The sequence below is a fragment of the Murimonas intestini genome (assembly GCF_024622195.1).
Lineage (GTDB): Bacteria > Bacillota > Clostridia > Lachnospirales > Lachnospiraceae > Murimonas > Murimonas intestini.
Map to the genome: position 1 here is coordinate 321,849 of NZ_JANKBI010000004.1, position 17,701 is coordinate 339,549.

Annotated in this window: 17 protein-coding genes and 1 pseudogene; 1 reads left to right on the forward strand and 17 read right to left on the reverse strand. The window is 39.3% G+C overall.

What is annotated here, in order from left to right; translation table 11 throughout:
* Nucleotides 1-44: 44 nt before the first annotated feature.
* On the forward strand, nt 45-1,430 hold the full coding sequence (locus tag NSB28_RS09250; protein WP_109626625.1) for an MATE family efflux transporter: 1,386 nt from the start codon (nt 45-47) through the stop codon (nt 1,428-1,430).
* A 116-nt stretch (nt 1,431-1,546) separates the two neighbouring features.
* Here the strand turns inward: NSB28_RS09250 and NSB28_RS09255 are convergent, their stop codons facing one another.
* The 17 genes and pseudogenes from NSB28_RS09255 to NSB28_RS09340 all read right to left on the reverse strand — a co-directional run bounded on the left by NSB28_RS09255 (nt 1,547) and on the right by NSB28_RS09340 (nt 17,665).
* Nucleotides 1,547-1,927 carry a YdeI/OmpD-associated family protein gene (locus NSB28_RS09255; protein WP_109626626.1) on the reverse strand — a complete coding sequence of 127 codons (381 nt, stop codon included), beginning with the start codon at nt 1,925-1,927 and terminating at the stop codon, nt 1,547-1,549.
* A gap of 34 nt (nt 1,928-1,961) precedes the next feature.
* The gene (locus NSB28_RS09260; protein WP_109626627.1) at nt 1,962-2,213 is read right to left on the reverse strand and encodes a DUF3781 domain-containing protein; all 252 of its coding nucleotides are present in this window, start codon (nt 2,211-2,213) and stop codon (nt 1,962-1,964) included.
* A 136-nt stretch (nt 2,214-2,349) separates the two neighbouring features.
* Nucleotides 2,350-3,558 (reverse strand): Wadjet anti-phage system protein JetD domain-containing protein, encoded by a 1,209-nt coding sequence (locus NSB28_RS09265; protein WP_109626628.1) that lies wholly within the window; start codon nt 3,556-3,558, stop codon nt 2,350-2,352.
* 3 nt (nt 3,559-3,561) lie between these two features.
* Nucleotides 3,562-6,858 carry an SbcC/MukB-like Walker B domain-containing protein gene (locus tag NSB28_RS09270; protein WP_109626629.1) on the reverse strand — a complete coding sequence of 1,099 codons (3,297 nt, stop codon included), beginning with the start codon at nt 6,856-6,858 and terminating at the stop codon, nt 3,562-3,564.
* Nucleotides 6,858-7,496 carry a DUF4194 domain-containing protein gene (locus NSB28_RS09275; RefSeq protein ID WP_109626630.1) on the reverse strand — a complete coding sequence of 213 codons (639 nt, stop codon included), beginning with the start codon at nt 7,494-7,496 and terminating at the stop codon, nt 6,858-6,860. Before NSB28_RS09275 ends, NSB28_RS09270 begins: the two co-directional genes overlap by 1 nt.
* Nucleotides 7,497-8,924, reverse strand: coding sequence for a Wadjet anti-phage system protein JetA family protein (locus tag NSB28_RS09280; protein WP_109626631.1), 1,428 nt, complete (start codon nt 8,922-8,924; stop codon nt 7,497-7,499).
* A gap of 25 nt (nt 8,925-8,949) precedes the next feature.
* Nucleotides 8,950-9,090, reverse strand: a complete 141-nt coding sequence (locus tag NSB28_RS09285) for a hypothetical protein (RefSeq protein WP_257497634.1) — start codon at nt 9,088-9,090, stop codon at nt 8,950-8,952.
* Between the two features lie 5 nt (nt 9,091-9,095).
* On the reverse strand, nt 9,096-9,482 hold the full coding sequence (locus tag NSB28_RS09290) for a UPF0158 family protein (protein ID WP_109626632.1): 387 nt from the start codon (nt 9,480-9,482) through the stop codon (nt 9,096-9,098).
* A gap of 231 nt (nt 9,483-9,713) precedes the next feature.
* Nucleotides 9,714-10,127 (reverse strand): DUF3788 domain-containing protein, encoded by a 414-nt coding sequence (locus NSB28_RS09295; protein ID WP_109626633.1) that lies wholly within the window; start codon nt 10,125-10,127, stop codon nt 9,714-9,716.
* A gap of 63 nt (nt 10,128-10,190) precedes the next feature.
* A complete protein-coding gene (locus NSB28_RS24690; RefSeq protein ID WP_306812159.1) occupies nt 10,191-10,919 on the reverse strand; it encodes a DUF3795 domain-containing protein in 729 nt (242 codons plus the stop codon).
* 43 nt (nt 10,920-10,962) lie between these two features.
* Nucleotides 10,963-11,373: a DUF3795 domain-containing protein gene (locus NSB28_RS09305; protein WP_109626634.1), complete on the reverse strand. Its 411-nt coding sequence runs from the start codon at nt 11,371-11,373 to the stop codon at nt 10,963-10,965.
* 211 nt (nt 11,374-11,584) lie between these two features.
* Nucleotides 11,585-12,246, reverse strand: a pseudogene (locus NSB28_RS24980) (CatB-related O-acetyltransferase).
* Between the two features lie 116 nt (nt 12,247-12,362).
* Complete coding sequence (locus tag NSB28_RS09315; RefSeq protein ID WP_109626635.1) at nt 12,363-12,992, reverse strand: CatA-like O-acetyltransferase; 630 nt, start codon at nt 12,990-12,992, stop codon at nt 12,363-12,365.
* A 373-nt stretch (nt 12,993-13,365) separates the two neighbouring features.
* Nucleotides 13,366-14,229, reverse strand: coding sequence for a DUF6602 domain-containing protein (locus NSB28_RS09320; protein ID WP_109626636.1), 864 nt, complete (start codon nt 14,227-14,229; stop codon nt 13,366-13,368).
* 547 nt (nt 14,230-14,776) lie between these two features.
* Entirely contained in the window at nt 14,777-16,714 is a 1,938-nt protein-coding gene (locus tag NSB28_RS09330; protein WP_109626637.1) for a DUF3732 domain-containing protein, read from the reverse strand.
* Entirely contained in the window at nt 16,714-17,202 is a 489-nt protein-coding gene (locus NSB28_RS09335; RefSeq protein WP_109626638.1) for a three component ABC system middle component, read from the reverse strand. The genes NSB28_RS09330 and NSB28_RS09335 overlap by 1 nt, the downstream gene beginning before the upstream one ends.
* 16 nt (nt 17,203-17,218) lie before the next feature.
* Nucleotides 17,219-17,665, reverse strand: coding sequence for an ABC-three component system protein (locus NSB28_RS09340; RefSeq protein ID WP_257497633.1), 447 nt, complete (start codon nt 17,663-17,665; stop codon nt 17,219-17,221).
* Between the last annotated feature and the right edge of the window lie 36 nt (nt 17,666-17,701).

Here is a 17,701-nt window from a genome sequence, read left to right on the forward strand (position 1 = left end):
CACATACTCAGGTTACCGCCTTTTTCTATGAAAGGAGATTCAAAATGAAAGAAACATCAAACCACTATTTAGCTGTGACTCCTGTCAGACAGCTAATGATCAAATTTTCTGTTCCATGCATCCTGTCACTTCTGGTATCATCACTTTACAACATTGTTGACCAGATCTTTATCGGCTGGGGTGTGGGATATCTGGGAAACGGCGCTACAAACGTAGTCTTCCCTATTACCATTATAGCACTGGCTGCAGCGCTGATGATCGGTGACAGCTGTGCCGCCTTTCTAAGTATCTGCCAGGGTAAAAAGGATACAGAAAATTCACACAGAAGCGTGGGCAACGCAGTCATATGGCTCATCCTTTGCAGCATAGTACTTGTGGTACTCTTTGCAGTATTCCGCGACCCGATTCTGTCCGCCTTTGGTGCAACAGAGAACAATCTCTCCTATGCCAAAGACTACTTTAATGTAATCGTCCTCGGAATTCCATTCTATATTTTCACTAATGGAATGAACTCTGTTATTCGTGCTGACGGAAGCCCTAAATTTGCAATGATGTCCACCCTCATAGGCTGTATCATGAACATGATCCTGGACCCTATTGCCATCTTTGTGCTGCACTGGGGCGTGACCGGAGCAGCGCTTGCTACTATCGCCGGACAGATTGTTTCTGCCATACTTGCCATATATTATCTGCTCCATACAAAATCATTCACACTGAAGAAAGAGAGCTTTCAGCTCAAGGCTTCCCTTGCAGGAAAAATTTTGCCCCTGGGTATCAGCAGTCTGCTCACTCAGCTGTCCATAGTAGTAATTATGGGAGTAATGAATACCACCCTTGTTAAATATGGTGCATTATCTAAATATGGCGCTGACATTCCCATGACCGTGGTCGGTATTGTCATGAAGGTATTTCAGATCGTGATCGCCTTTGTTGTCGGCATTGCCGCAGGCTGTCAGCCAATTGTGGGATATAATTACGGTGCAGGCAACGGCAGACGTGTAAAGCAGATCTATAAAACCATGATTATGGCAGAGGTTGTCATTGGAGTAATTTCCACACTGGCCTTTGAATTATTCCCGGTACAGATCATCAGCCTGTTTGGAAGTGAGAACGCTCTCTACAATGAATTTGCTTCCCTTGCTTTCCGGATTTTTCTCTCCACAATCCTGCTCTGCTGTATCCAAAAAGCAACAAGTATTTTTCTGCAGTCAATCGGAAAACCTGTCATGTCCCTGACGCTCTCCCTCCTGCGTGATTTTATCCTGAGCGTACCGTTAATTTTACTGCTGCCCCATGTTTTTCCTTCCGGTGTAATGGGCCCGCTGTACTCAGCGCCCGTTGCCGATGTTATTTCACTGATCGTGGCTGCTGTTATGATGTGTCGTGTCTGGAAAACACTTAATGACAATGTGACAGAAGCACACCCATAATATATTCAAAAATGCCCCATCATTCTTGCCGGGAGGTGCGCGCCATGCAGAACATGAAGTGATACATCTGCGCGCCTCCAGGATCCGCTGGGGGCTTTATGGCAGGTGAGATCGGACTACGCTAAACGTTTCTCACGTCCTTTATCTGTCTTGGCATCGAAATACGCCCTAGCATATGTCTTTTTCACAGACGGAGACATTCCTTGAAAATTAATAAAAGCTTTTTCATTTTGTTTCAGCAAACTGCTTACCGCTTCAATTTGTTCCTCTGTAATGACAGAAGGCTTACCCGCATTCTCCCACTGCCCGTTCTTCCTGGCTTCCTCGATTTTTGCTCTTCCAAAACCGGTCATTAATCCCCGCTTCTCCAAGCTTTCAGCTAATGACTTGTTTTTATCAGACCATTTACTGTTTTTGCGGCGGTCAGCAGACTGACCATTCTCTGAGAGCCACTCTCTAAACTCCTCACGCGTCATTAAACATAACGGTTCATTCATGCGCTGTCCCCCTTCAAAATTTGAATTATATAGTTCATCTCTTTTCCTTATGTGCTGTAATAATGGTATAACTATACGCATTTACCGTTATGATGCAGCCATCCACATTTACATACCAATTTTTCCCGTTTCTTGTAATAACAGCATTCCCGGAACTAATTTTGAATTTGCACCACTCCACCACATCATCTGTATCCAGAGACAGATTTCTTTTTATACGCATTACACCTAGTTCAGTTGTGTGCAGTTTATCCAGATTCTTTAATAATTCATTGTTTTCTGTCATATTTAGCTGTCTCTTTCCTGTTATAAATTTCCGTATCCTAATATCCTAATATATTTAGTTTACTACATTCTCCTTCTGTAACTTTCATTCTTTCTTCCACCACCGGGTTTTATCCGGCTGCTGAACAGACCCGGCCTTATTTTGCCAAGGTCAAACTCACAATCTCCTGCTCCAGCTTCGTATCATGCTCCAGCATGTAGTTGATCACCTCAGCATATATATCCATCTTTTTTAATTCCTGAAGTCTGCTTCTGTCATTATCCGTAAGTTTGTGAAGGCACAAAGCGTATTCTTTATTCTGCAGTTCCTTAACAGACATGGCAAACAGGGCAAATTTCACTCCTGTAACTTCACACAGATTGTGATGTATCCAAAAACCGCCTGCATCAATGTCCCCAAAGTGTCTGTATACAATATCCGGATTAGATGCATACACCATTTTGATGAAATCCCTCTGGTACCTGTTTGCATAACCTCCAAGATAAAATGTCACTACGTTATCTGCATGATACCGGAGATATGAAGTTCGATTTTCTATTGTCATGAACTCCCGCGCTATAATTTTAACTGACGAGATGTTAGCCAAATCAGATGCCAGAAACTCTATCCCGTTTAAAAAACCGCTTATATCTGCTTCTTTTCCGGATATGTTTATTATAGCATTTCCTTTGATGCAAAGCTTCTGTGGATCTTTTGAAATATGGAAATCCAGCAGGATCTCGTCTAACAACTCATCTTCAAAAGATCTGCATGAGTATTTGCGGAGCATACTGCAGACTGGCTGCAATGTTTCCTCTTCAAAAAACTTCGAGTCCCCATATACCTTCATGGAAACTTCCCTGATATAGAGGTCTTCCCGGTTTTTTTCAATAAAAGCCACTGCTTTTAATATATCATCCAGTTCATCAATATTCTTTGGAATCTTCCTGCTTTCAATGTACTCTGCCAATACGGCGCATTCCTTTTTACAAATAGATGACGCGTTCTGATATCTTTCAACCAGTTCTTTAAGCTTCTGAAGCTTCATATCCTTCGGCGTATATCCGAACTTATCTGTTAAGTAGTGCTCTATATCCTTTATTTTCTCATCCGTCATGTAAATGCACTTTAATTGTGTTCCAAAGGTTTCTGTCTCTGCAGTTATAAAACCTTTCCGGGATAGGCCCTCCACTGCCTGATTGAGTTTTGAGATTTCTTCAAAATCACCCTCATTGGCATTATACTTCTTATATAGTTTTTCCGGCTTTACCTGTGTTCTTCTATTTGTTTTATTATTGCCAGTGTCTTTCCTGCTTTTGCGGTAATTCTCAGCCAGGTACGTCAGTATTTTTTCCTCGTATGTCAAGTTCTACACTCCTTTATGTATATCAATAAATCCCATCTCCATAAGATCCGGCCTTGTCCGGAGCACAGGAAGTACAACATCGCACTCGTTCCCGATGAGCTCCGTCTTATCCGGGGCACAGAAAATCATCTGAAGATTCTGTTCCTCCATGAAACCCAGCATGATCTTTACATTAGTCGGGTCCATTTTTGCAAACGGCTCATCAATGAACACCAGCCTTGTTGAACTGTTCTTGTCATTATAGATCATAAGCAGTGCAGACAAGAGAATTAGCATATATGGGATCTGAACCTCCGCGCCTGAATTATAGCCTGACTGCTTAGACAGCTTTGCCTTAGTGAGCACATCATTTGTCAGAAGGATTTCATAAGTCATGTAGTTTCGGTAATCTGCATAATGTTCAATCTTCTCTTTATCATTGCTTTCCACAATACGGTTTATAATCTTCTTAATATCCTGCTCCAGCCCTTCTCCCATGCCGTCAGAATAAGATGTTATAGCATCCAGTGTCATTTGCCCTGATGAAGTTCCAATATCTTCCCGTTCTTTTAAATACCTGGCGTATTCCAGGATTTTTTCGTAATCCGAACCATCCTTTACATACTTCACATCAAATGCATATTTTGATTTAAATTCCAGGCGTGATAATTCAGCATTGATAAGCTTCAGATCATCTCTGGCAGCCTCACAGGATTTTAGTACGGTCAGAACAAATTCATTCTTGAATATTTCTTCATAACGGCGTGTCTGTTCCTTTAATTTTGCCTGTATTTCCTCTCTGTCGTCCATCCATATCCGGGACTTTCTTTCCTGGTAATAAGCGATAGAACTGTCCGTCATTGGCAGCTGATTATCGCCTGTTCTGGATGCGTTATAAGAAGCCTGTCCGCCCCTTAAATTTTTTCCCGCCTCTTCCAAAGTACGTTCTGCACGTTTCCTATCCTTTAATGTGCCGCCCGGTCCTATTTTCCCGTTGGCAATAAATTTATCATAATCTTCAATTGCCTTTGCATAGACAGTATTATTTCCAGCCTTATACTCTTTTAACTCCTTCCGGGCAATGTCAAGATCTTCCCTGGATTTATCACAGTTATTTTTATTAATATTATATTCTGTCAGCATTTGAGATTTATTTTCATATACGGCTCCCCGTTCATCCTCAACTGCCTTCAGTTCCTGTTCCAATCCGCTGACTCTCTGGGCAAGCTCCATGTATTCCATATTATTCTTCTGCGCTTCCTTCAGCGCCTTAAGCTCTGATTCTTTCCTGGAACAGTCAACCAGTGCTTCTTCATATTCCCTGCAGGCATCATAATTGTATTCACCAAAGAAATTCATCTGCGTATCCAGATACGACATTTTAGATTTTTCATCAGACATCTGCTGCTTATATCCGCTATATACCTGCCTCAGATTCTCCAATTTCTTAACAGCTCTGATTCTGTTCAGTTCTATAGCTTCCTGTCCGAAGCAATAGAATCTGATACTGTCAAAGCGCAGAAAATAGCTGTCCATTGCAACAGATACCCTTCCCTCTTTTGACATGGCATTCTCATAATTTCTCACCTTATCCCTGTCAACAGCGTGAAATCTTCCAAGCTGGTAGTCGAAATACTGCTTCGCCACCGGATTCTTCACCTCAATAAACCTGACCACCGAGTCTTCTTCCGGAGTGATACGCTTCTTCATTAAAAGTTTTGTGTTGAATAAGTGGGCATATTTATTTTTAGAAGCATTCAATATATCATCTGCAATATCATAGTATTCCGGTTCAACAAGAATTGTATATCTTCGTCTCCCCAGATATCCTTCCACTGAATCCCTCCATGCCTCGTCTTTAAGCCCCAATACATATTCACAGGCGAACCTTGCCTCTGACTTTATTTTTCTTTTTTCAAACTCCCGGTTGATTTCATTCTTCAAGGCTACGTAGTCAGGTATTTCTGAGAAAGTAGTCTTTTTTGCCTCACAATCATCAATAATCTGCCGGCATTTATCCTGTTCTCTCTGATTACTTTCCAATTCGTCTTTGATTCTCGTTATCTTACTGAGAATTTCATCCCTGCGCTTTTTGATTTCTTCCAAAAAACCGGCAGCACAGCTCTCCTTCTGAACCCTGGTCACAATATCTTCCGTCAAAGAAGACAGGATCTTCTGCTGGGGTACTGTATACTGTTCCTTTGCAAACCACGCAATCAATTCACTGACTTTTGTCTGAAATCCCAAAAGCCTTTCCTTTTCTTCCTTCATGCGTTCTTTCAACTGATATGCTTTTTGCAAAATCTCTTCAGCCTCCACGATCGCCTTGGCACAATCCATGGAATTCAGGTTTTCTTTTGCAGAATTATATGCTGTTCTTGTTTCTTTTTCACGGACTTCAATTACTTTCAGCTGCTTCTCGTCCTCGTCAATCTGCCTCGCTGCAATTTCCATATTTCCAGAAGCTTCTTCTAATGCTTTCTGACATTTCAGAAAACGCTTATATGTAATTTTTACATCATCGGCCAGGATCGTATTCCGGGCTCTCCTAAGTTCATCAAAGAGCTTAATAATCCCCTCAAGCTCCCTGATCTCAGCATCAATAATTTCAAAATTGGCATTCAATGTATCTATGTTATTCTTCGCTTCCACAAGCTTAGAAAAGTCTACCTTCTTTTCTTCCAGTACACTCTCACGGATAAACTGGTCGATCTTTGCATTTGGATCATACGACATAATGCTGCGCAGCTTACGTCTAAAGGCTGCTAACTGCTGTTCATTCAGGCGCAGACCGGTCCTCTGCATAAACTTAGAAAGGCCCTCCCTCACATCCATCATCTTGAGTCCGTAAGCCTTCTGAAGTTCAGATGTGCTATATGGAATAGTCTGCCCATCCTGCACATATGTATGGGCAACATCACTTAACGTTTTATTTTCAATCACATATCTCTGTGTCTTACATCCATTTCCAGAATCTGTATCAATGGCTGTACCCAGGAGAAATTTTCTCTTAAGGGGTACCTCCTCCATTTCAAGTACGATGTGTGTGTACACATTAGGCATCTTATCAGCCGGCCTCATATATGTACCTGCCGTTGCGTCCAGCAGTCCTCTGGTATATGAAGGCACTGTTCTGCTGCCCCTATTCTCAGTTGATTTATTGAATACAGTATCTCCATACAAAGCATATTTGACTGCATCCAGGAACACGGATTTGCCATTTCCATTCTTCCCTGCGATCAGAGTGAAAGACCCTATAGGAACGGTAATCTGGCCAAAAGCATACCAGTTAATCAACCGGATCTGTTTCAGTTTAATCATTACTCGTCCTCCTCCTCACCAGTTGTATCAGATGCCTCTTCTTCATCTTCCTCCAGATCATTCTTCATATATTCAGCTGTCACAGTCTGAAACTGGGCAATGTCCCACCCAAACTGGAGTGACGGGTATAAAGTTATGATCGCGTCCTCCGACTCATCTTTTGCATCATAATCAATCAGATTATATTTTTTAAATATCTTCATAGCCGCCGACAGCTTTGCTTTATCCAAATCAACCTCATAAACCTTGATCTTATCTATCAAATCTCCACGCATTACAACATTCTCATCATTGTAGCCAAGGTTCTCCAAATACACCTCCCACAATACAAGAAGCAGGTGATACTGTTCCGTTGTAAACGAGACAACATTGGCGCGTTTAAGCCCTACCGCTTCCTCGTCTGCTTCATAAGGCTTAAGCATTGCAATTCTCACATTAGTGTCAACAAACACATCAAATCCGATCATGCGCAGATAATCCGAAATATCCTGCCTGTTCGATTCCCTGGAAATAAATGCATACAGCTTTTCCTCCTTATCACCTACAATGAAGGTTGACTCCAGCAGTTTACGTATGCAGCGTTTGAACAATATATTATTTTCTTCCTTTACAGAAATATTTAATCTAATATCACCCATTCAGCTCTTCCTTTTTATCCTGATCTTGCTGATCACAGCAGCCTCAGTCTCAATTATCCCATCTAAAAATTCCACTTCATACGGGAATTCACTGCTGCCGGAATAAATAATGCTGGCAGCTACCATCATAGCGTCATCTCTTGTCCTGATCATTGTTTCACCCGGTATTATGCTTTCTTTATCAATGAATAGCTTATTAAAATAACCCGCAGCCTGCTTTACTCCATACCGGTCAGGGTACTCATACAAAAGTTCCCTGGTGAGCCTTGCCCTGTCTTCATCCGATAAGGAACTGATAACCAGGGCGCCGCTCTTTGTGTTAGGCTTGCGCTTCTTTCTCCGCTCAATAGATTTCCTGCCAACATACTTATAAGACTGCAGACTAAAGAATTTCGAGACATCATCCAGGATTTCTTTCTTCTCATCTGCATCAAAGTCTTTAATTGCCATCAACAGATCATTCAGATACGTCTGCATATTCACACTGTTGCTTAACACCATAAGGATCCTGGTGGAATAAAGACTGTAGTAATTATTGATTTTCTTATCAATAAAATCCATCTCTTTAATATAATCATAGCTTATGAAACTCCTGACCTCAGCCAGCTGGCCATCTACTGTCTCACGGGCCTTGATCTCATCTACATTGTTGAAACTCTGATACTCCTTGATCATGTTCTCATAAACTTCAGTTTTTATGATCTTCCTCAGCATCTTTTCGATTTCTTCAATATATCCCGGAATCAGGCCGCCTTTCTTTATAAAAAAGTAGTCATTAAAAAATGATTCCATCATCTCATCCTTGATAATGAACTGCCCCAATTGATTCGTCTCAGTCATTTTAATAACCATCCGCATGATAGAACGAATGCTGTCTTTTAATATGAGAAGTTCATTCTTCAAATCCGACACACTATCCGTTACCGGGACAAGTATACTCGAATATGGTCTGAGTGTTCTTCCGTGATCCACAATAAAAGCAGAATGCAGGATATCATAAATCATGAAAATATGGTTTGTCAGCGCCCCGCGGTTATTATCACGGTTAAAGATCCGCTCAATGGCATCAATCATTTTTCTGCAATAAGGCGAAACTGTGGCAATATTATCACCATTTCTGCCAATCTCTTTTTCTGAAACCCAGCCACAATACCTGAAATACCTTAAAAGCGCACTTGCATTCTCCGTTTCCGATTTTTTACTGCTGATATTCTCGTCAGCATCCCCGCTGTTGTCCTCATCAGCCACCACATATTTACAGTTTCTAAAATAAAGAATCAAAGTATCCCTGGCATCCTTTTCATAAAGAAGCGGAACAGACTTCGACTTTTCAATGAGCTGCAAAATGCACTCATAATATATTTTTCTATTCTTACAGCATAGAGGATTAAAAAAATGTTCATACTCTATATTATCAAAAAGCAGCATTTTGCACCTCCCCCAATTATCTCAATTATAATTCCGAAAATTTATCAAGATTCTTCATAAACAGCATATTATCCCTGAACAAATTCCACCACAGCCAGCCCATAAGCGTTCCGCTATCCTCAGCCACAATCACCCTGCCAAACTTTTCCGCAAGCCTGATATTCACATGCTTCACTCCGTATACTCTAACCCATGATCCCGGCACCACTCAATAGCCAGATTCCTGTAATATTCCGCCTGAAAATCATACCACTGCTGTGAAATTCCCATTCTGCCAACCATATCCTTAAATCTCCTGAACGCCCCCCGCCCCTGTATGGCGTATTCCAGTCTGTCCGCCCTCTCACCTTTTAAAGTCTGGATAAATTCTTCCATGATATGATATTCATGAATCTCAAATTTCGTTGGAAGCCTTAAATAACGCCCGGGGTTTTCATCAATTTCATCTTCCAATCCCTCATTATCCAGGCCAGTAGCCAGCTCATCTGCAAGAAACACACTATCCCCTTGTCTTCTGTTATCAAATATTTTTACGTAATCAAATTCTAGTATGATCAAACCTGCCTCTTAACTTGTTTTTTCACAATTTGTAAACGCTATGCCGCTCTTACATTTGTTTTATTAAGTATAGCATGAGAAGTAAAAAGTTTCAGTAATTTTTTACTTATGCCTGAGAGTATCTGTCCCAGATAAAAAGACTTTGTTTTTCCGTCTGCTTTCATTCAAAATAACCATTTTATCTGTAAGTTTTCCAAAGCAGACCGCAGAATTCTCTTCAAACATCTTCTATCACTTCCGGTTAGGCCTTCTCTTTATTTCCAGTAATTTCAAAAAGTCAGGAAACATAGAGGTATCCTGCGGCATGAACATCATCCATTTTCCATCGTGATAGGTGGTTGCCTCATCATAGACTCTCTGAATCTCAGTCCCAAATTCCGCTCTGACAGCTTCAAATTTTTCTCTCTCGGCTTTCCCAAATATAACCATAAAACCAATGCAGTCCTTCCTTGCATAAAGTGCACACAGTGTTTTTCCGCCCCTGCGGTATTTGTACTCATACGTCCATGCTTTGCCGCCGCTGTTCCAGGTACATTCCATCTCATATTTCATGTCAATCGCATCACACAATTTAACCCATATTTCACAAAGCGGAGCTCCAACTAATGCTCTGATTTCTTCAATATCCGGTATTTTTTCCATCATAATCAACCTCTCTTATACTATTTTGGATGGTTCCCTTAGCTTCCAATACCGCTTGTTTTTCCGTCATAAACATTTAATCTTCTGCAGTGCTTCTTCTATGTCCTTTTTCACCAATGGAATCATACTCTCCCGGTAACACTCCGGTTTTGCATGCTGCAGCGCCTCCACAATATCTGCTTTCAGTCCTTCTTTATATTGTGCAATTTCAGGCAGCGCCTGGATACATTGCCTTGCCGTAATCGGCTTTTCATCCATGATATGTTTAAGATATTTATCAACCACTTCATCAATTTTATTGTCCTCATCCCATCTTGCATTCGCCGCAATAAGCTGTAATCCCCGGGTTCTGAAATAGGAATTTTTATCCTCCATCATTTGAATAAAATCATCCAGAAACGAATATACAAAAGCATCCTCCCGGCTCTTTTGTTTCAACACTTTAAGACTTTCATATGCCTTCCTGGAATCCTGCTGACGCAAATCCAAAACCAGATTTTCTATCTCCTGATATACCTTTAAAGTCTTCATCTGCCTGCAATGATCCGCCTCATTCTCTTTTGGTGTCTTGGTCGGATCATCTCGTTCATAGCGGCGGCAGGGAAGTTCGTCACACTGTCCGCAGCAGACAAATTTTTTCTGTTTCCGGCAGCAGTCATAAATATCACAAATACTTTCACCCGTATATTCCAGCCAAAATACCCTTCCTTCTATCTCTTCACATCCCCGGCACCCGTCTGGATAATACTCGCACTCTAAACATATTGTTCCGCAGCAGCTTATTCGCTTTTCCATATGTACTTTCACTCCCTTCTCTCTTTTACCCTCTCTTTTACCTTTACCATACTTTATGCTGGCACTCACTGCACTCGCCGTCATGAATCGAGATAATGCCGCCGCATTCCGGGCAGGTGTATTTTTCTCTCTGTTTATCCAGAAATTCCGTCAATCCCTGTTTATGTACAATCCTGCTGTTTTCTATAAGGCTGGCATAATAACGGGTATTATAGCTTTTTTCCAATAACTTTATCTGCCTGCATGGATAAGAGGGACATTCAAAGCAGTAGGTAAGATTCTGCTCTTTTGCGCAGTCTTTTATTTTACACTTCCTGCAATGCTCCGGTTTTCCCAAATCACTATTCAGGCAGCCTGCACATGGCCTCTTATGATAGCAATGCTTATAACACACGAGACAATTCATTCCACACGGTGCAAACATGGCAGGCTCTATTTTTTCCGGCATTTTCATATTCCCTCACTCCTCCATTATAGAAAAAGGCATGAACACCTATTTAAAATATTTGTCCATGCCCATTCTTGCTCCATCCTGCAGTTTGTTACAGCAATATTTTATCAAAGTCAATATGACAACTGTATGTCATGTTTTCATCTTTTTTACCGCTGTTTCAAAAACCTGCATCCATATCCAATTAAAAACATTCATGCCCTATCAGATAAGATTAAATTTTCTTGCAAACCATACTGTCAAACGATTTCAATGCATCAATATTTCCCGATTGAATATCAGCAATATTCCTGCGGATTCTGTCCGCGGGCCAATTCCACCACTGAATTCTCAGCAATTCAGAAATAATATCATCAGAAAACCTCTTTCTGATTGGTCTGGCCGGGACACCGCCAACAATTGTATATGGCGGAACATCCTTTGTAACTACAGCTCTTGTGCCTATAACAGCCCCGTCTCCAATCTTTACTCCTGAAAGAATCACAGCCTCATATCCAATCCATACATCATTGCCAATGATAATATCGCCCTTGTTGTCCCATGCTGAAGTGATATTTTTCACATCTAAATCCCACTCTTCGAAGAAAATAGGAAAAGTATATGTGGAAAGCGACTTCATTGCATGGTTTGCACTGGTGAATAAAAATTTAGCGCCGCACGCAACAGAACAGAACAGAACTTACCGATTTAAAGTTTGTCACCGTTAATCGGATAATGGTACAACACGTTATTTCCCTGAAAGCCACACGGATCATGCACAAAATCGTTGTATATCGTATAATCGCCCACTTCAATATTCACATTGTTAACAACATTTTTCAAATATACGGTCTGCATATCATTAGAACGCGGATAAATTTTATCTTGCGGAATCATCTTAAATACCTCCTGAAATTATTATTGGTTTACTCGACAATTCCGCTCAATACAATGCATCGTTTCACCTATATCACCTCTCCGATTTTCATTTTTCAATTTTTACAGCTTCAAAATCAACACTCATCAAAATAATTCTGCAGTTTTTCTACAAATTGTCCTATATGCAGACCATCCACAAAAGAATGATGTGCCTGAACAGAAACCGGTATCATTGTCCGTCCATCTTTTTCATAATACTTTCCCCAATCAAAAAGAGGGGTTGCATTGTCTTTCTTCCCCGCATTCGTATGCGAAATATGCGTATATGTAACCCAAGGCATAGGAGAACATTGGAACACATCATTTCCCAAGGGACCTGTAAAATATTCTTTCTGTTCATCTGCTGTCTTTAGCGCCAATTCACAGTATTCTTTCAAATCATCTATAAACGGAACATTCACTACCTTAAACAGCTCCGTCTCTTTATTCAGGTATGTAAATGCAGTATCAATCCTGTCAAATAACACTATCTGTCCATCTGCAAACCGATAGCGGAACGCCTCAATTTCATTCGCACATTTACAAACTGCATATACCATAGCCATTGTAAAGGAAAGCCCCTGCTCTTTAACAGTATGTCTAAAGTTTGTAATATCCGCTTCAAATGTCACACAAAATGCAGGTTCGATACTATTCCTGAAAACCATACAATGCATTGCCCTGTTCCATGTTTTTTCATCAATTACCTTGTATTGATTAGACATAGCTTTTGCCTCCTAAATTTAAATTATGATATGATAAGTTCAGTTTACTATATTTTTGGTAATGAGTCTATAGTAAGAGGGGTTTTTAATCTGCTTTTGGTCTCAAGTATGCTGATGGGTATGAATATTCTCGTGCGCGAATCTGAACCGTTATTCCGGAAGCATTTTTACCGTAATATACAGGATTATTCTTCTATTAACTCAATAAACGAGCTGATTTACTGCAAATAATGTCACAGTCCCTACATTCAATAAAGCATTCAACAAAATTTTTTTGAATAAGATAGTTTTACCTGCCAGACTTAATCTGTCTCGTTAAAGAATTAAAAGTTTTATGTCATACAGAAATAACTTCTTTTGAATCATTTCTATATTAAATAATATCAGAAGTCAAATATGAGGCAAAGGAAAATTCATATTCATTAATTTTATCTAAAAGTGAATTAATGCTGATTAGAAACTGTATAATATGATTATATTCATCGTCCATGTTAATTTCTATAAAATGATTATCACATTTATAATCTGCTTCATCTACTATATGATGTGGAAAATCCCATATTATTGCATCATCATTTTTTAACTCAGATCCTTTTATAATAGACGCAAACTTTTTTAATACATCTGTATCTGTTAATTTATATGAAAAAAATCCATCATGTAAACTCAAAATCACATTATGCCTGTACTTTACTTCTGAAATATCCTTATAAACCTCATCGAAATCAATTTCTGTAAAGTTAAAAGATAACTTATTACATATTAAAAATGTAAAAATTTCATTACATTCATCAAATTTATTTAATTGAGTTATTGATGATTTAGATCGTTCATCAAGCAACATTTTATTTTTTGAAAGTTTTATTAAAGCATCTGAGAACTCTTTTTTATCAAGAGTTGATTTTACTTCACCAATACCTTTTACAATCTCAATAGGGAAAAATTTACATATGCCGTTATCTATTAATGGAATAGTATTATTTTTATACATTACAATATCACATTGTGTGCTAACACTATTGTTTGAGGTAATTAAAAAACCATCGGAAATATTGATACTTTTATTACTTGTATACATTAATAACTCTTTTGCAGCTCTTTCCTTATACATCCCGTACTCTAATGGATGGAATATTTTATCTTTTCTAGTAAAGATATTATTTGCAACATCTCCAAAAGTACTAGCAAAAACATCTATTTTTTGCTCTATTATATTCTTAAAAATTTCACTAGCCATAATTTACTTTCCCTTTAGTTTATTGGTAAAATCTTTTCGTCACATCATCTTTTTGATAGCACTCTCCGCATCAATTCCATACATCGTCTTTTTACCTGTTATATCAGGCCCGTCACCCTAAATCTCACTACACTATTCAACTTTTCCATACCCGATAATATGGCTATGAGGGAATAGGTCCACTCCCATCGTCTTGACATCGTTTTTCCTTGGACACTCCGTATCCAGTTATCCAAAATTTCGAACAACTCAAACTGCAGATATAAAGAATTTCTTTACAACTGATGAATGTGGCGTATTCTGAACTATTCAGCAAACCCGAATGGTTCAAATAGCATCTGTACTGTTATGAACCATTCAAATTTTCCGAAGAGTTCGCTTTTACTTCTTTTTACTCTTTTGCTCCAATTGCTTTATGCTATCCAAATAGTCCTGCTCCACACTACTGAGTGTTTTGGCTCTGTATTTTTTGTATTCTGTCTGTGCTTTGTCCATCGCCTGATTGTGACTGATGCTTCCATTTCCAAAATGTAAATTAACCTATGCATTACTCTTGAGATTTACTCTCATACCAATCATTTGGCACGAGGTTTTTGTCAATTGGCCACCAGTTTTCACGAATGTATTTTTTGTAGAATTCCTTATCTTTATTTGGTTCCGCATGGTCAACAATAATAACCTGCAGCTTTCCTTTCATCTCCTCTGTACGTCTAATTATAAACTGGTACATTTTATTGACTTCGTTCCAGTCAATATTCTTTTCATCCAACTCTGAAGGAAAGTAAACCTGCGAAGGTTGATCAAGAAATATAAAACTTGGAACAGGACGATTTGCCATAATAAAGAACTGTTGTAACGCAAAATAAGTAATAAGGTGAACTCCTACCCAGTTTGAACCGCTACCTAATTGTTTTAACGGCACTGGCCTTTCTGGTTTATCCACTATAACAGTAACTTTATTTAAATCAAGCCGGTATGGATTATCGCAATGTTCAAGTTGCAATTCTTCAGCCCAAGCTGTCATATTACCTTGTATGCGAGAAAGAACTGACTGTTTTCGCTCCTCAACAGAATCTCTATCAAGAATACTATCTATTTCAGTGAGACGATCTTCAATTTTTTTAATCACTTGCTCTTGCTTCTCTGATTCCATATCAGCCTCAACGCTTTCAACCCATAAGCTAATTCTCCCGACAACCTTGGCTCGCCTAGCATTTAAATCTTGTAGGCGTTTTTTGTCATCATCCTGCCTGTATAACCCATCAATTTCAACCTCAAATGTCCGAAGTATCTCTTGTTTTTTCTCACGTTCCTGCTCCAAATCAGAAATAAAAGAGCGTAACTTAGGCTGTTCACGCGTAACATTTGCAATCGACTTGTCTAAATTTTTGATAGAGGTTTTTATCATTTCCACGCTAGGGAGCGGTTGTTCCAGCTTTCCAGAACATAACGGACACTTTTCTGGTTCAAAATTTAGTTGCTCAAAAAGTCCAATTGACTCCAGTCTTACCTTCTGGTGCTTGGCTTCTCCAGAATATCCTGTTGTCTCTCCAACAAATCTTTTGGCATTCTCAATATTAATGCTAATCTCATCGCAATCTTCCTGTATCTTCTGCAGTTCACTTTGCAAAAAAGTGAGGCGATCCATTGCATTATTGGATTCCACCTTGCTTGGAGTCCAGCTCATAGCATCTTGTAATACGGCATACATTGCATGATAATCTTGATAGTCAACCGATGTTAAACTATCAATAAGACCAACTTGACGGGCCTCCTCAATCAGGGAAACTGCTCTTTCAAAACCTCCGCCCATTAAATAACGATTTTCTTCAAGTTTTCGCTTTTCTAATACTAGTTTTCGTTTTAGCAATACTCTTTCGTTTTCAAGTGCCAAGGCTTCTTCGCTAACGGCTCCTAAAAAATATGGCAAAGTATCTTTAATCGCTTGGGTAATGAAGTCATCAGATTGGTGGTGAAACAGAAAATTCTTTGCAGCAATTTCATCTTGACCTTGAAAACAATAGTATAATGCATGTCTAATATTAGCAGCCAGCGGTAAGCGACTTTGTCCTTCAGGTGGTATATTTAGATTTTCTGATATTCCCAGCCTACTCGTTAGTGCCTGTTCAATTCCAGCAACATTTGTATTAGATAAAAAATTGAGTTGTTCAGGAACCTCTATTTTTTCTCCAACTTCAATGTAACAAAATTTTGTTGTTTGCTGTCCTTTATCTGGGTTTTTACGTGCCACAAATACACGTTCACAATCAAACTGAAGCAAAATCCCATACCACGATGCATTATCACGAACAACACCATCTGCGATATTGCAAGAGTCCCCTCCTAAGCAATAATCTATGATATCTCCCACTACAGATTTTCCTGATTTTGATCTTCCTGTAATAATATTTACCTGACCCAATACGAAAGGAAGATGCCGCACTTTTCCATTGTAACCATATAGCACAAGTTCACGTATCTGCATTATGGTCTCACCCCCAATTCAACATATATTGTCTCTACTTTTCCAGCCCCTGCAAACCATTTAGCTATATGTTCACTCTTTTTTATGCACTCTGTTACTTCATCATCTACAAATTTGGTTTTGCTTAAAGACCGTGCACTTGCTGGTGCCTCTAACTCTCCATTTGGAGTTAAAAGTATTTTTTCTGTTTGCAAAAGAAATTCGATAGATTCATTTGTAATCGGAACCAATTCTTTTGCTCTTTGGGGAAAGTCAATTAACAATTGTGGATACTTCTGAACCCATAATAGCAATTGTGTACGGCTATTTATACAACTTCTGGTTCCTTTGTGAAGTACAAGAGGCAAAACCAAGTAAATAAGTGGAAACGGAAATGCACGATTTGTTTTCTCACCATAAGTCTTAATTGTTGTATACAATAATCTCCCGCAGAACGCCGGATTTAGGAGATAGGCCACCTCATGTGCTCTTATTTTCCAGCTTTTCACTTGTAACCACCTCCCTTTAATTATTCAATAGTTCCTTGAGGCGATCATAAAAATCTTTATGCCACCCTACTCTAAGTTGATTTGCTAGAATGTGATAACTACCACGCATTACAAAAGCCTCTTGACATTTTGGACGAATTCTTATATCTTTCTTCTCGATATCAGTAAAAAGCTTGCGACCCTCTCTAATTTTCTCATCTTCGGTCACACCCGCATATTCCATCAACTCATCTTCCATTGAAGCAAAAGAATGCTCCCATTCGTCAATTAATCTTTCTTCATATTTACCTAACTCATTTATATAAAGAAGATCATTTCTAATCCAATTAGCCCTTTGTCTAAATGCACGATAATAGTCTCTTAGTGCCATCTGCATCCGACGGCTTCCTATTGAAATCAGTTTAAGCTGCTCGTAAAAAATCTTTTCATCTGCGCCCAAATCACTTTCTTTGAAATCTCCCACATCAAAAATATCAATTGGAAGATTTTCATCGGTGTA